Origin of the sequence: Curtobacterium sp. SORGH_AS_0776 (assembly GCF_031453355.1) — a bacterium.
Classification (GTDB): domain Bacteria; phylum Actinomycetota; class Actinomycetes; order Actinomycetales; family Microbacteriaceae; genus Curtobacterium.
Genome location: NZ_JAVIYU010000001.1, coordinates 1,662,939 through 1,676,511 on the forward strand (window position 1 = coordinate 1,662,939; position 13,573 = coordinate 1,676,511).

Annotated in this window: 13 protein-coding genes; 10 read left to right on the forward strand and 3 right to left on the reverse strand. The window is 71.2% G+C overall.

Annotated features, from left to right (window positions below; genetic code table 11):
• Positions 1-22: 22 nt before the first annotated feature.
• Positions 23-823 carry a sugar phosphate isomerase/epimerase family protein gene (locus QE359_RS08435; RefSeq protein ID WP_309778828.1) on the forward strand — a complete coding sequence of 267 codons (801 nt, stop codon included), beginning with the start codon at positions 23-25 and terminating at the stop codon, positions 821-823.
• Positions 824-925: 102 nt separating this feature from the next.
• On the opposite strand, the gene uxaC is transcribed toward QE359_RS08435, so the two are convergent.
• A complete protein-coding gene (gene uxaC / locus QE359_RS08440) occupies positions 926-2,365 on the reverse strand; it encodes a glucuronate isomerase (RefSeq protein ID WP_309778829.1) in 1,440 nt (479 codons plus the stop codon).
• Positions 2,366-2,376: 11 nt separating this feature from the next.
• Complete coding sequence (locus tag QE359_RS08445; RefSeq protein ID WP_070416787.1) at positions 2,377-3,414, reverse strand: LacI family DNA-binding transcriptional regulator; 1,038 nt, start codon at positions 3,412-3,414, stop codon at positions 2,377-2,379.
• Positions 3,415-3,601: 187 nt separating this feature from the next.
• On the opposite strand from QE359_RS08445, the gene QE359_RS08450 reads away from it, so the two are divergent.
• The 8 genes from QE359_RS08450 (at position 3,602) to manD (ending at position 12,580) form a co-directional block, all read left to right on the forward strand.
• A complete protein-coding gene (locus QE359_RS08450) occupies positions 3,602-4,960 on the forward strand; it encodes an extracellular solute-binding protein (protein WP_309778830.1) in 1,359 nt (452 codons plus the stop codon).
• Positions 4,960-5,991, forward strand: a complete 1,032-nt coding sequence (locus QE359_RS08455) for a sugar ABC transporter permease (protein ID WP_309778831.1) — start codon at positions 4,960-4,962, stop codon at positions 5,989-5,991. The genes QE359_RS08450 and QE359_RS08455 overlap by 1 nt, the downstream gene beginning before the upstream one ends.
• Complete coding sequence (locus tag QE359_RS08460) at positions 5,988-6,941, forward strand: carbohydrate ABC transporter permease (protein ID WP_071303147.1); 954 nt, start codon at positions 5,988-5,990, stop codon at positions 6,939-6,941. The genes QE359_RS08455 and QE359_RS08460 overlap by 4 nt, the downstream gene beginning before the upstream one ends.
• A gap of 93 nt (positions 6,942-7,034) precedes the next feature.
• A complete protein-coding gene (locus tag QE359_RS08465) occupies positions 7,035-7,871 on the forward strand; it encodes a sugar phosphate isomerase/epimerase (protein ID WP_229086827.1) in 837 nt (278 codons plus the stop codon).
• Positions 7,868-9,064: a Gfo/Idh/MocA family oxidoreductase gene (locus tag QE359_RS08470; protein ID WP_309778832.1), complete on the forward strand. Its 1,197-nt coding sequence runs from the start codon at positions 7,868-7,870 to the stop codon at positions 9,062-9,064. Before QE359_RS08465 ends, QE359_RS08470 begins: the two co-directional genes overlap by 4 nt.
• Positions 9,061-9,948 (forward strand): sugar phosphate isomerase/epimerase family protein, encoded by an 888-nt coding sequence (locus QE359_RS08475; protein WP_309778833.1) that lies wholly within the window; start codon positions 9,061-9,063, stop codon positions 9,946-9,948. Before QE359_RS08470 ends, QE359_RS08475 begins: the two co-directional genes overlap by 4 nt.
• The gene (locus QE359_RS08480) at positions 9,945-11,231 is read left to right on the forward strand and encodes a mannitol dehydrogenase family protein (RefSeq protein WP_309778834.1); all 1,287 of its coding nucleotides are present in this window, start codon (positions 9,945-9,947) and stop codon (positions 11,229-11,231) included. Before QE359_RS08475 ends, QE359_RS08480 begins: the two co-directional genes overlap by 4 nt.
• The gene (gene manD / locus QE359_RS08485) at positions 11,228-12,580 is read left to right on the forward strand and encodes a D-mannonate dehydratase ManD (protein WP_229086823.1); all 1,353 of its coding nucleotides are present in this window, start codon (positions 11,228-11,230) and stop codon (positions 12,578-12,580) included. Before QE359_RS08480 ends, manD begins: the two co-directional genes overlap by 4 nt.
• On the opposite strand, the gene QE359_RS08490 is transcribed toward manD, so the two are convergent.
• Positions 12,520-12,930, reverse strand: coding sequence for a hypothetical protein (locus QE359_RS08490; protein WP_309778835.1), 411 nt, complete (start codon positions 12,928-12,930; stop codon positions 12,520-12,522). The two genes, manD and QE359_RS08490, sit on opposite strands and share 61 nt — an antisense overlap.
• Positions 12,931-13,060: 130 nt before the next feature.
• Here QE359_RS08490 and QE359_RS08495 point away from each other — a divergent pair, with 130 nt between their 5' ends.
• The gene (locus QE359_RS08495; RefSeq protein ID WP_309778836.1) at positions 13,061-13,552 is read left to right on the forward strand and encodes a hypothetical protein; all 492 of its coding nucleotides are present in this window, start codon (positions 13,061-13,063) and stop codon (positions 13,550-13,552) included.
• The last annotated feature ends 21 nt before the right edge of the window (positions 13,553-13,573 follow it).

A 13,573-nucleotide genomic window follows, 5' to 3' on the forward strand; every position in this document is an offset into this window, starting at 1 on the left:
CACCCCGAGTTGCATGGACCCCATGTCGTTCACCGGATTCGGCGTCGTCGCCGGAGCAGCACTGACCGAGGCGGTCCGTCGCGCGGGCGCCGACCATGTGGAGCCGACGATCGCCGGCAACCTGGCGATCCGGCCGGAGAGCGACGGCGGCGGCTGGGTGCTCGACGACGGCTACGCCGGTGACCGCTTCCCCTCCTTCGCGATCCTCGTCCCCGGCGACCTCCCGCTGCTGACCGCTGACCCCGACGCGGTCCGGGACTACTTCGGGGCCGTCCTCCCGATCGTCCACTCCGTCGCCGACCCGGGCGCGAAGATCGTGTTCGGCTCGGGGACCGCACGCACGGCACCCGACGGCATGCCCGAGACCGAGGCCCACCGCCGCTTCGCCGAGGTGCTCCGCACAGCCCGGGACACCGCCGCGGCGAACGACCTCCGCATCGTGCTCGAGCCGCTGAGCCGTTCGGAGACGAACGTCCTGAACTCCGTCGCCGAGACCGTCCGGTTCCTGGACGACGCGGCCGTCGACGGGGTGGATGTCGTCGCCGACCTGTTCCACATCCGGAATGAGGGGGAGTCGCTCGACGTCCTCCGGGAGCACGGCGCCCGCATCGGCCACGTGCACGTCAGCGATCGCGACCGTCGCCCGCTCGGTGCCGAGGGAGGCGACGACGTCTGGCGCGACTTCCTCGCGGCCGTGCACGACGGTGGCTACCGCGGTCCGGTCTCACTCGAGTGCAACTGGTCCCCGCCTCCGGACGCGGCCGAGGCCGAGATCCGGCGGTCCCTCGACCTCCTCCGAGGATCGGGTGCCGAACTCATGTGACACAGATCCGCACGGTGCGAGGTTCCGTACTGCGTGCGACGCCGCGAGCGTCCCACCGAGCACGGAACCTCGCACACAGCGGCCCGGCCCGGAGCCGCCGCCTCAGAGCTTGAACGTCGCCCTCGGGATGTCCGACACGATCCGACGCGCCGTCCGCACCGCGTCCTCCTCGGACAGCTCGTGCGTCACCACGAGCGACGCCAGGTAGGCCGCGTCCGCTCGGCGAGCCATGTCGTGCCGCGCCGGGATCGAGCAGTACGCCCGGGTGTCGTCGATGAACCCCGAGGTCTTCGTGAACGACGCCGAGTCGGTGATGGCCGCCCGGTACCGGCCGATCGCCGCGGGGGTGTCGATGAACCACCAGGGAGCGCCGGCGTACACGGCGGGGTAGAAGCCGGCGAGCGGGCCGATCTCGCGGGAGAACACGGTCTCGTCGACGGTGAAGAGCACGAGGTGGAACCCCGGCGCGGTCCCGAACGACTCGAGCAGCGGCCGCAGCGGTTCGGTGAAGGACCCGACCGCGGGCAGGTCGTGCCCGGTGTCCGGCCCGAAGCGCTCGAGCGTGGGGGCGTGGTGGTTCCGCAGCACCCCGGGGTGGAGCTGCATGACGAGACCGTCCTCGACGCTCATCTCGGCCCACCGGTAGAGCATGTCGTGGCGGTACGCGACGGCCTCCGACGCGGTCACACCGGACGGACCCTGCATCGCGGCCGCGTGGATCCGCGAGCGCTCCGAGGCCGACAGCGGCGTCGACCCGGCGTCGAGGACCCCGGTGTCCGTGGCGGTGGCACCGTGCTGGACGAAGTACTGGCGACGTGCGCGCAGAGCCGCCAACAGCCCGTCGTGGGTTCCCGTGTCGATGCCGGCGGCCCCACCGATCGACGCGACCACGTGCCTCCAGTCCGACCCCGACGGGTCGAACACGGCGTCCGCGCGGAACGTGGGGACCACCCGGCCGGTGAAGGTGGGGTCGGCGGCGAGCCGCGCGTGCGCGGCGAGGTCGGCGGTGGGCGCGTCCGTGGTCGCGAGGACCTCGATGCCGAAGGCGTCGAACAGGGCGCGCGGACGGAACGCGGGCGTGGTGAGGAGCTCGGCGATGTGGTCGTACTGGGCGTCCGCGTTCGCGGCCGACGGCTGCTCCGTCAGTCCGAAGACGTCGTGCAGCTCCGTCTCGAACCAGTAGCGGACGGGGGTGCCGAGGAAGTCGTCCCAGTGCTCGGCCAGGTTCCGCCAGATGGATCGTCCTGGAGGCACGGTGCCGGTTCCCGACAGGTCGACGCGACCCAGCGCCTCCAGTCCGACACCGTTCGCGTGCAGGAGCCGCAGGACGTAGTGGTCCGGCGTGATGAGCAGCGACGCGGGGTCCTCGAACGGTTGGTCGTCCGCGATGAGGGCGGCGTCGACGTGCCCGTGGGGGGAGATGATCGGCGCGTCCTTGACGGCGTCGTAGACCGTGCGGGCGACCGCTCGCGCTCCCGGGTCGGCTGCGAAGAGCCGGTCCGGGTGCGGGGCGAGCGGCGTGGCGGTGGTGGTCTGGGTCATCGTCGACTCCTTCATGACGCGTGGGGGACGGGTGCGGGACCGGTGGACTCGCGGACGGTGAGGTGGGTCGGCAGCGCGACCGCGCCGCTCATGTGCTCGCCGGGCAGTTCGTCGGCGGGGATCGCGCCGAGCCGGCCGAGGAGCATCCGGATCGCGACCCGGCCGGCGCGCTCGATCGGCGACGTCATCGTGGTGAGCGGCGGGTTGCAGAAGTCCGCGCCGAAGATGTCGTCGCAGCCGACGATGCTCATGTCCTCGGGGACTCGCACGCCGCGCTCCCGGAGTCGGGCGAGCATGCCGATCGCGATCAGGTCGTTGAACGCGATGCAGGCGGTGGCACCGGCGTGCACCGCGGCGTCGGCGGCCGCTGCCCCCGAGTCGACGAACGGCGCGTGCGGCCCGACGCGGCCGACCCGCACGCCGAGGCGCTTGGCGACGCGGACGAGGGCCTTCCACCGGCGTTCGTTCGACCACGAGCTGTCCGGGCCGGCGACGTAGAGGATGTCCCGGTGGCCGAGGGACACCAGGTGCTGCACGGCCTGCTCGACCCCGCCGGGGGTGTCGATCAGCACGGAGGGGACCCCGGCGGGCCGGCGGTTCACCACGACGAGCGGGGTGCGTTCGGCGAACCGGGCGATCTGCGCGTCGGACAGTCGCGACGCGGTGAGCACGGCCCCGTCGGCCTTCCCGGCGATCGCGCTGAGGGCGGCCATCTCGGCGTCGGCGGACTCCTCGGTGTCGACGAGGAGCTGCGTCCACCCGGCACCGGCGAGCTGGTGCTGCGTCCCGCGGATGACGTCGAAGTAGAAGGGGTTCGTGATGTCGGACACGAGCACGGCGACCGCGCGGGTCCGGCCGGACGTGAGCGCCCGGGCCTGCGAGTTCGGGACGTAGCCGAGTTCCCGGGCGGCCTGCTGGATGCGCTGTTGCGTCGCCTGGTTCACACGGTCGGGCAGGGAGAGCGCCCGGGACACCGTGGACGGCGCCACACCAGTGGCGTCGGCGATGTCGCGGATGGTCACCCGCCGGGCGGTGTCGGTGTCGGTCACGCTTCCTCCGTCGTCCGGCCTGCGCCTCGGTGCGCCGGTGCGGTCTGCCGGTGCCTCGGTGCGCCGGTGCAGCGAACGTAAACCGGTCTGGCAACAAGTGGCAACCGATTGCCGCATGTTGCCAACCGCGCGACAGTGGGTCGACCGGGCAGTGCCGCCCGGAGGAGGTCTCGAGGAGGAAACCCCCGTGAACACGCGAAGACTTCATGCCCGCACCGTGATCGGTGCCGCGGCCGTGGTCGCCCTCGCTGCGCTGTCCCTCCAGGGATGCGCCGTGGTGAACGGCAGCGGCGACGACCCGAACACCCTCCGCGTCATGATGGGCGCGGACACCACCTACCCCAAGGAACGCAAGCAGTGGCAGCAGGACGTCGCCGCTGAGTTCAAGCGCACCACCGGTGCGAACGTCCAGTGGGAGACGTACTCGTCCGCCCAGGAGGAGCTCACCGCCATCCAGACCAGCGTCATCTCCGGGCAGGGTCCGGACGTGTACGCGATCGGCAGCACGTTCACGCCGACCGCGTACGCCACCGGCGCCTTCGTCGAGATGGGCTCGAAGGAGTGGAAGGCCGTCGGGGGCAAGGACCAGTTCGACCCCGCGTCCTTCGGGATCTCCGGACCGAGCACCTCGAAGCAGATCGGCATCCCGTTCGCCAGCCGACCGTTCGTGATGGCGGTGAACAAGGACCTGCTCGCCGACGCGGGGATCACAGAGATGCCCACGACCTGGGACCAGCTGACCGAGGACGCGAAGGCCACCACCACGGGTGGCCGACACGGCCTCGCGATCGCCTACGCCGACGGCTTCGACCCGTGGAAGTTCGTCTGGGGCATGGCGCAGAACGCCGGCAACACGATCGTCTCGAAGGACGGCAAGGCGGAGATCGACTCGAAGGCCGTCGAGAACGCCTACCGCACCTACTTCGACTGGGTCACCAAGGACGGCGTCGTCGACAAGGCCGCGATCGGGTGGAACAACGCCCAGGCCCTCGCGCAGTTCACCGAGGGCAAGGCGGCGTTCTTCCCGATGACGACCACCACCGCGATCAATTCGTTCAAGAACACCCCCGTCGACGGCAAGTACGAGTTCGCACTCCTGCCGACGGTGCCCCCGGGAGCGACGTCGCGTCCGTCCGGCGGCATCGAGGCGGCGAGCATCCTCTCCGGCGACAACTGGGTCGTGGCCGACTACGGCAAGAAGCAGGACCTGTCGTTCGACTTCATCAAGCAGCTCAGCACGCCGAAGGCGCAGCTCGAGTACTACAGGCTCTTCGGCAACCTGCCGACGAACTCCGACGCCGCGGCCGAACTCGCGGCGGCGAACCCCCAGCTCAAGCCGATCATCGACGCCGGCAAGCTCTCGAAGCCGACCGCCTTCACCGGTGCCTGGTCGGACATCCAACTCTCCCTCGTGGACGTCGTCGTGCAGTCCATCCCATCGCTCAAGAGCGGTGAGGTCACCGACGACCAGCTCCGTGCGCGACTCAAGGCGGCGCAGCACGACGCCCAGTCCACGCTCGACCGGCAGAAGAACGGAGGCCTGTGATGACGCAGGTCCAGACCCCCGCGCCGCGCGCGACCGAGTCGCGTGACCGCGAGGTCCGTCCGCACGGCACGACCCCGCTGTACAAGCGGGAGCGTCCGCTCTGGATGCTGCTGCCCGGCGGCGTCCTCATGCTCGCCGTCATCGTGGTGCCGCTCCTGGTGGGCTTCTACATCGCGATGCTCGACCTCGACCAGTACACGCTCCGCCAGTGGTTCAGCGCCCCGTTCGTCGGGTTCGCGAACTTCGCCGAGGCGTTCACCGACTCGCCCCTGCTCCACTCGATCTGGATCTCGGTGTCCATCTCGGTGCTCGTCACCGCGGTCACCGTCCCGATCGGCGTCGCCGCGGCGATCTCGACGCAGAACCGGTTCCCCGGTCGCGGACTCGTCCGGTCGATCTACCTCATCCCGTACGTGCTCCCCGCCTTCGTCGTCGGCACGTTCTTCCGGACGATGCTCCAGCCGCAGGGCGTCGTGAACTCGATCCTGCACACCGACGTGCTCTGGCTGAACGGCTCCGCGTCGTACTGGGCGCTCGCCGGCGTGATGATCTGGACGAGCTGGCCGTTCGTCTACCTGCTCTCCCTCGCCGGACTGCAGGCGGTCGACAACGAGGTGCACGAGGCCGCCGCACTCGACGGGGTGACCTGGTGGGCGAAGCTCCGCTACATCATCTTCCCGTACCTGCGCGGACCCCTGAGCCTCGCGGTGATCATCGCGATCCTGCACAACATCAACAACTTCACCCTCCCGTTCGTGCTGTTCGGCATCCCGCTGCCGTCGAGCGTCGAGGTGATGCCCGTCCTCACGTACATCGCGAGCTTCCAGTCGTTCCGCTTCGGCCTGTCCGCGGCGATGGCGATCTGCTCCCTCGTGATCGTCGCGATCCCGCTGTTCGTCTACCTGCGGGCCGTGAAGCTCGACACCGGTGACGACGCGGGCCCCGACCGCAAGCAGCGTCGTGCCGACCGGCGCACCCTCGCGGCAGCGACCCCGGCCGCTGCCGCCGACATCGACGGAGCCCGAGCATGAGCGCCTTCACCACCTCCACGCGGACCCGCCCCACGGCGACGCTGACCGAGAGCATCACCGCCGGCGACCGCGGCCGTCGGCACAAGCGTCCGTACGACACCGACGTCACCCGGCTCCTGCCGCGCTGGCTGCTCATCCTCGTGATCGCGGTGATCATCGCGTTCATCGCCGTCCCCGTGCTCTACATCCTGTTCGGGTCGGTCAACTCCGACGTCGCGGTGGCCCGGGGCGAGTACTTCCCCTCGGAGTTCACGCTCGCGAACTACGTGGACATCTGGTCGACGGTCGCACTCGGCGAGGGGCTCGTGAACTCGATGCTCACCGCCGGTGCCGTCGCCGTCGCGAGCGCGGCGCTCGCCGTCTCCACCGCGTACGTGCTGGTCCGGTTCCGCTTCCTCGGACGCCTGACGTTCCTCCGCGGCCTGCTCGCGCTGCAGTCGATCCCCGGCACGCTCCTGCTCCTGCCCGTGTTCGTGGTGTTCTCGAACATCGCGAGCGCCACCGGCGTGCAGATCATCGGCACCCGCTGGGGACTGTTCGTCACCTACCTGACGTTCGCCCTGCCGTTCTCGACGTGGGTGATGGTCACGTACCTGCGCGGCCTGCCGAAGGAACTCGAGGAGGCCGCCCGCATCGACGGCGCGTCCAGCACCAAGATCCTCACGAAGATCGTCCTGCCGCTCTCGTGGCCCGGCATCGTCGTGTCGGCGATCTTCGCCTTCCTGCTCGGCTGGAACGACGTCCTGTTCTCGACGATCATGACCACCCCCAACACCCGTACGGTGGCGGTCGTCCTGCAGGTCCTCGGCACCACGCAGGAGGGCGGCGCCGTCCCGATCTACGGCCAGATGATGGCCGCCTCGATCGTCTGTGCGGTCCCGGTCGTGGCGCTCTACCTGATCTTCCAGCGCTACCTGGTCGGCGGTCTCACCGCCGGCTCCGTCAAGTAGCGCTGTGCAGTCCGCCGACTTGTCCACAGACTGCCTGGAGGCGCGGTGCCAGCCCGCCCCGCGCCTCCAGGCTGGTCGCATGAAGGGAATGCAATGACCCAGCCCAGTTGGGAACTCTCCGGTTTCGGCGACGAGATCGACGCCGATCCGGCGATCCAGGTCGCGGTGCTGCAGGCGCTCGGCGCCAGCGCCATCGAGGTCCGCAGCGCCTGGGGGGTGAACGTCGTCGACCTCGACGAGGACCAGCTCGCCGGCCTGCACCGTCTGTTCGAGGAACGCGGGCAGACCGTGTCCGCCATCGCCTCGCCGATCGGCAAGGTTTCGGTCGACGAGCCCGTCGAGCACGAGGTCGGACGACTCGGCCGCGCGATCGCCGCCGCGCACGCCCTCGGCACCACGAACATCCGGATCTTCTCGTTCTACTTCGAGGGCCGGCAGCCCGAAGCCGTCCGCGACGACGTCCTCGTCCGGATGCGCGCCCTGGCCGACCTCGCCGAGCGCGAGGGCGTCACGCTGCTGCACGAGAACGAGAAGGACATCTACGGCGACGTCCCCTCACGCGTGCTCGACATCGTCGAGAGCGTCGGCTCGCCCGCGCTCCGACTCGCCTGGGACAACGCGAACTACGTCCAGTGCGGCGTCAAGCCGTTCACCGACGGATGGGCACAGCTCGCGCCGTACGTCGACTACCTGCAGGTCAAGGACGCCCTCGCCGCGGACTCGTCGGTGGTCCCCGCGGGTGAGGGCGACGGCGAACTGCTGCAGACCCTCACCGCGCTGCGCGACGCCGGGTACTCCGGCTACGCCTCGCTCGAGCCGCACCTCAGCGACTTCACCCACCTCGGCGGATTCTCCGGCCCCGCGGCGTTCGGCCGCGCCGGTCGTGCCCTCCGGAAGCTCACCGACCAGATCGGAGTCACCCTGCGATGACCGAACCCACCCCGCTCAAGCTCGCCGTCGTCGGCGCCGGCGTCATCGGACGCCACCACGCCAAGGTCGCCGTCCGCCACCCGGACCTGCAGGTCGTCGCCCTCGTCGACGCGATCCCCGCAGCGGCCACGAGCGCCGCCGACGAGATCGAGGCGATGGGCGTCACCCGCCCCATCACGACGTCCACCATCGAGGAAGCGATCGCGCAGACCGACATCGACGTCGTCGCGATCTGCTCGCCGTCCGGCATGCACGTCCAGCTGGCCGAAGCCGCCCTCGCCGCCGGCAAGCACGTCGTCATCGAGAAGCCCCTCGACACCACGATGCCCCGCGCACGGCAGATCGCCGCACTCGCCGCCTCCGCACGAGCGCGCGGACTGGTGACGAGCGTCATCAGCCAGCACCGATTCGACCCGGCCTCCGCCGCCGTTGCAGCAGCCGCCCACGACGGCGGGTTCGGCACCGTGACCTCCGGCCTCGCGAGCGTCGCCTGGTACCGCTCGCAGGGCTACTACGACTCCGGCGACTGGCGCGGCACCTGGGCGCTCGACGGCGGCGGCGCGGTGATGAACCAGGGCGTGCACACCGTCGACCTGCTCGTCTGGGCGCTCGGCCGTCCGGTCGAGATCTCGGCGCAGACCGGCCTGCTCGCGCACGACCGGATCGAGGTCGAGGACACCGCGGTCGCCACCGTCCGGTTCGCCGGGGGAGCGCTCGGCGTCATCCACTGCACGACCGCCGCGTACCCGGGCCTCTCCGCCCGCTACGCCGTCTACGGCACGCACGGGTCCGCGATCGTCGACGACGACCGCCTGGCGTACTTCCACATCGCCCCCGACGCGGCGACGCTCGAGTCCGCGTCCACCACCGCGAACGCCACGGCCGTCGCCGGCGCGGTCGACCAGAAGGACGAGGTCGTCCCGCCGGAGCACGTCGTCGGCGGCCCGGCCGAACCCGACCACTTCGCCGCCGGTCACGCCCGGCAGTACACCGACATCGTCGCGGCGATCCGCGACGGCCGCGAACCCGGCGTCACGGTCGACGCGGCCCTCGTGTCCCTCGCCACCGTCCGCGGCCTCTACGTCAGCGCGACGCTCGGCAAGCCCGTCCGGATCGACGACGTGATCGAGGGCGCGTACGACGACGTCGTCCCCGTCGTCGGCGCACACGCAGCAGAAGGAGCCACCCGATGAAGTTCTCCGTGTTCACCGCCTCCACCCCCGACTGGACCCCGTCACAGGCCGCGCAGACACTCGCCGAGCAGGGCTGGGACGGCATCGAATGGCGCATCGTCGACGACCGTCCGGCCTCCGGCGAGACGGTGCCCGCCGGGCGTTCATTCTGGGCCGGCAACAACTCCACGTGGCAGTTCACCGGCATCGAGGACCAGGTCGGCGAGATCGCCCGCACCACCGACGCCGCCGGGCTGGAGTACTCCGGCATCGGCGGGTACCAGCAGGCGTCGAACCGTGACGGCGTCGACACCATGCTCCGCGTCACGAGCGAGCTCGGCGCCCGCCAGGTCCGCGTCTCGATGCCGATGTACCGGCAGGAGAAGGAGCGCACCGGCGAGACCTACACGCAGATCTTCGACCGCACCCGGGCGGACCTCGAGTGGGCCGTCTCGCGTGCGACCGAGCTCGGTGTGAAGGCACTCGTCGAGCTGCACCACATGACGATCACGCCTTCGGCGTCGGCGGCGCTCCGGCTCGTCGACGGCCTCGACCCGGAGCACGTCGGCGTCATCCACGACCTCGGCAACCTCGTGATCGAGGGGTACGAGGACCACCTCGCCGCGTTCGAGCTCCTCGGCCCGTACCTCGCCCACGCGCACGTGAAGAACGCCCGCTGGGCCGACACCGGCGACACCCGGGCCGACGGCAGCACGATCTGGCAGAACGAGTGGGCACCGCTGCGCACCGGCCAGGCGTCCGTCTCCGAGTACCTCGACGCGCTCCGCCAGGTCGGCTACGACGGCTGGGTCACGATCGAGGACTTCTCCACCGACCTCCCGCTCGAGGCCCGCACCGCCGACAACCTGGCGTACCTGCGGTCCCTCGTACCGGTGTCGGCATGACCGATCGCCGACCCGGCATCGTGCACCTCGGGGTGGGTGCGTTCGCGCGCGCCCACCTCGCCTGGTACACGGCGCACGCCGCCGGCGAGCCGTGGGGCATCACCGCCTTCACCGGACGCTCGCCGGACACGGCCGACGCGCTGGACGCCCAGGGATGCCGGTACACGCTCGTCACCCGGGCCGCCTCGGGCGACGACGCCGAGGTGGTCGACACGATCGTTGCCGCCCACCCGGGCAGCGACTCCTCGACCTGGAGGCACGTTGTCGCGTCCCCGGCGACCACCGTCGTCACGCTGACGGTCACCGAGCAGGGCTACCGGTCCGGTTCCGACATCCCGGCCCGCCTGGTCGAGGGGCTCGAAGCCCGCCGCACCGCGAGGTCGGGGCGCATCGCGCTCGTCAGCCTCGACAACCTGACCCACAACGGCGACGTGCTCCGTGACGCGGTGACGTCCGCCGTGTCCGACCCGGCGCTGCAGGACTGGGTCGACGCGAACGTCTCGTTCCCCTCGTCGATGGTCGACCGGATCACCCCGGCCACGACCGACGACGACGTGGCGGCGCTGGCGGAGCTCCCCGGTGCGCTCGACGGCGACCGGGTGCCCGTGGTCACCGAACCCTTCGCGGAGTGGGTGCTCGAGGACGGCTTCGCGGGGATCGACCGTCCGGCGTGGGAGACCGCCGGCGTCCGCATCGTCGACGACGTCACCCCGTACGAGCAGCGGAAGCTGTGGCTCCTGAACGGGTCCCACTCACTGCTGGCGTACCTCGGTCTGCAGCTCGGCCACGACACGGTCGCCTCCGCGATGGGCGACCCCGTCTGCCGGGCGGCCGTCGAGCAGCTCTGGGACGAAGCGGTGCTCGAGCTCCCGCTGCCCGCGGCCGAGGTCGCCGCGGCGCGGGACGCCCTGGTCGACCGGTTCGCGAACCCCCGGATCCGGCACACCCTCCGGCAGATCGCCGCCGGCGGCTCCGAGAAGCTCCCCGTCCGCGTGGTCGACGTGCTCCGGCACCGGCTGGACCGCGACCCGTCCGCGGGCATCGGTCCCGGTGCCGCGACCGCCATCGCGGCGTGGTGGCTGCACCTGACCGAGCAGCCCGACCTGGTGAGCGACGACGGAGCCCCCGGGGCAGACTCGGACGTGCACGACGTGCTGCGCGTCATCGCCCCCGACCTCGACACCACCCCCGTCGTCGCGGCGATCACCGCCGCGGCCGACCGCATCCGTGCCGCGCGGGACACCGCGGAGCGCACGAGAACCGACGAAGGAGTCCACGCATGACCGACACCACGACGAACCCCGCGGCCCCGGTGCCGGGTGCGACCGACGCCGGCGCGGCGACCGATCCCACCGCCGGACGTCCGGACACGTGGGCGTCGGCCGACCGTGGGCAACTGATCGACCGCGCCGAGGTCATCGTCACGAGCCCGAACCGCAACTTCGTGACGCTGAAGCTCACCACCGCCGACGGCGTCACCGGGCTGGGCGACGCCACCCTGAACGGTCGTGAGCTCGCCGTCGCCACCTACCTGTCCGAGCACGTCGTGCCGCTGCTGGTCGGCCGCGACGCGAGCCGGATCGAGGACGCCTGGCAGTTCCTCTACCGCTCGTCGTACTGGCGGCGGGGTCCGGTCACGATGGCCGCGATCGCCGCGGTGGACATGGCGCTCTGGGACATCAAGGGCAAGGTCGCGGGGATGCCCGTGTACCAGTTGCTCGGCGGCGCCTCCCGGACCGGGCTGATGGCGTACGGCCACGCCTCGGGCAAGGAGCTGCCGGAGCTGTTCGACTCCATCCGTGAGCACCAGTCCGAGGGCTACCGTTCGATCCGCGTGCAGACGGGCGTCCCCGGCCTCGAGTCGATCTACGGCATCGCGTCGAACAAGACGACGACGGGGAACGAGGGCGTCCGCTACGACTTCGAGCCCGCGCAGCGCGGTGCGTTCCCCGCGATGGAGGACTGGGACACCCGGGCGTACCTGCGCCACGTGCCCACCGTGTTCGAGGCCGTCCGGAACGAGTTCGGCCCCGAACTGCCCCTGCTGCACGACGGCCACCACCGGATGACCCCGTTGCAGGCGGCGAAGCTCGGCAAGTCGCTCGAGCCGTACGACCTGTTCTGGCTCGAGGACTGCACCCCGGCCGAGAACCAGGAGGCCCTGAAGCTCGTCCGGCAGCACACCACGACGCCGCTCGCGATCGGCGAGGTCTTCAACACGATCTGGGACTTCAAGGACATCATCCGCGACCAGCTCATCGACTACGTCCGCGGCGCCGTGACCCACATGGGCGGCATCTCCCCGCTCAAGAAGACGATGGACTACGCCGCGATGTACCAGATCAAGTCCGGGTTCCACGGGCCGACCGACATCTCGCCGGTGGGCCTCGCGGCGCAGATGCACCTCGGGCTGGCGATCCACAACTTCGGCATCCAGGAGTACATGCAGCACGGCCCGAAGACGAACCAGGTGTTCCGGCAGACCTTCACCTTCACCGACGGGTACCTGCACCCCGGCGACGAGCCGGGCCTCGGGGTCTCGCTCGACGTCGACGAAGCGGGCAAGTACCCCTACGAGCAGGCGTACCTGCCCTTCAACCGCCTCGCCGACGGCACCGTCCACGACTGGTAGCGGGCAAGCTGGGCCGCATGGGGTTCGCGGACGTGGCGAGGGAACTGCTCCTCGTCGCGCCCGCGGACTTCGTCGCCGAGCGGACGGCTCGTCAGCGGGCGGTCCGGAAGGACGACCGTGCCCTCGCGACGGCGATCGGCGGCCTCCGGAAGCCGGCGCCGGCCGCCTGGGTCATCGACCTGCTGGCGCACGAGGGCGCACTGGACGAGGCCGTCGACCTCGGACCCGCCATCCGCCAGGCACAGGCGGACGCCGACCCGACCGTCATCCGGAAGCTCCGGCGTCAGCGAGCGGGCGTGGTCGACGCGCTCACGCAGGCCGGTGCCGACCTCGCGTCCGATGCCGGGCACCCGGTGACACCGGCCGTGCTCGACCAGGTGCGGGCGACGATCGAGGCCGCGATGGCGGACCCGCACGCCGGTGCCGCGGTGCGCTCCGGGCTCCTCGTCCCGCGCGCTCGAGAGCGCCGGGTTCGACGACGTGGACCTCGACGGGGCGCTCGCCGATCCCGATGCGGTGCCCGATGCGTGGTCGGGGAGCGGCGCGGCGCCGATCCCCATCACGGAGGGGAGACGCGCGGCGGGGAAGACCCGCGCCTCCCGGAAACCCGACCGCAAGCCCGAACGCAAGCCGGGCCACAAGCCCGAACGTAAGCCGGACCGCGAGCCGGACCGCGAGCCTGCCCCGGACTCCTCACGCGAGACCGACCCTGCCGCCGAACGCCGCGCAGCGCGCGAGGCCGAGACGGCCGCACGGACGGACTCCCGCGACGCCGACGCCGCACTCGACGCGGCCGAGGACGCCCTCGCGACCGCCGAGGCCCGCCGGACCGACCTCGAACGCCAGCTCGCCGACGCCACGGCCGAGGTCACGCGACTCGGGCACGCCCGTGACGATGCCGAGACCACGAGCGACCGAGCCCGCGAAATCCTCGCGGCCGCCCAGCAACACCGACGCGAGGTCGGCCGCTGACCACTGGCCGAGCCTCATCCA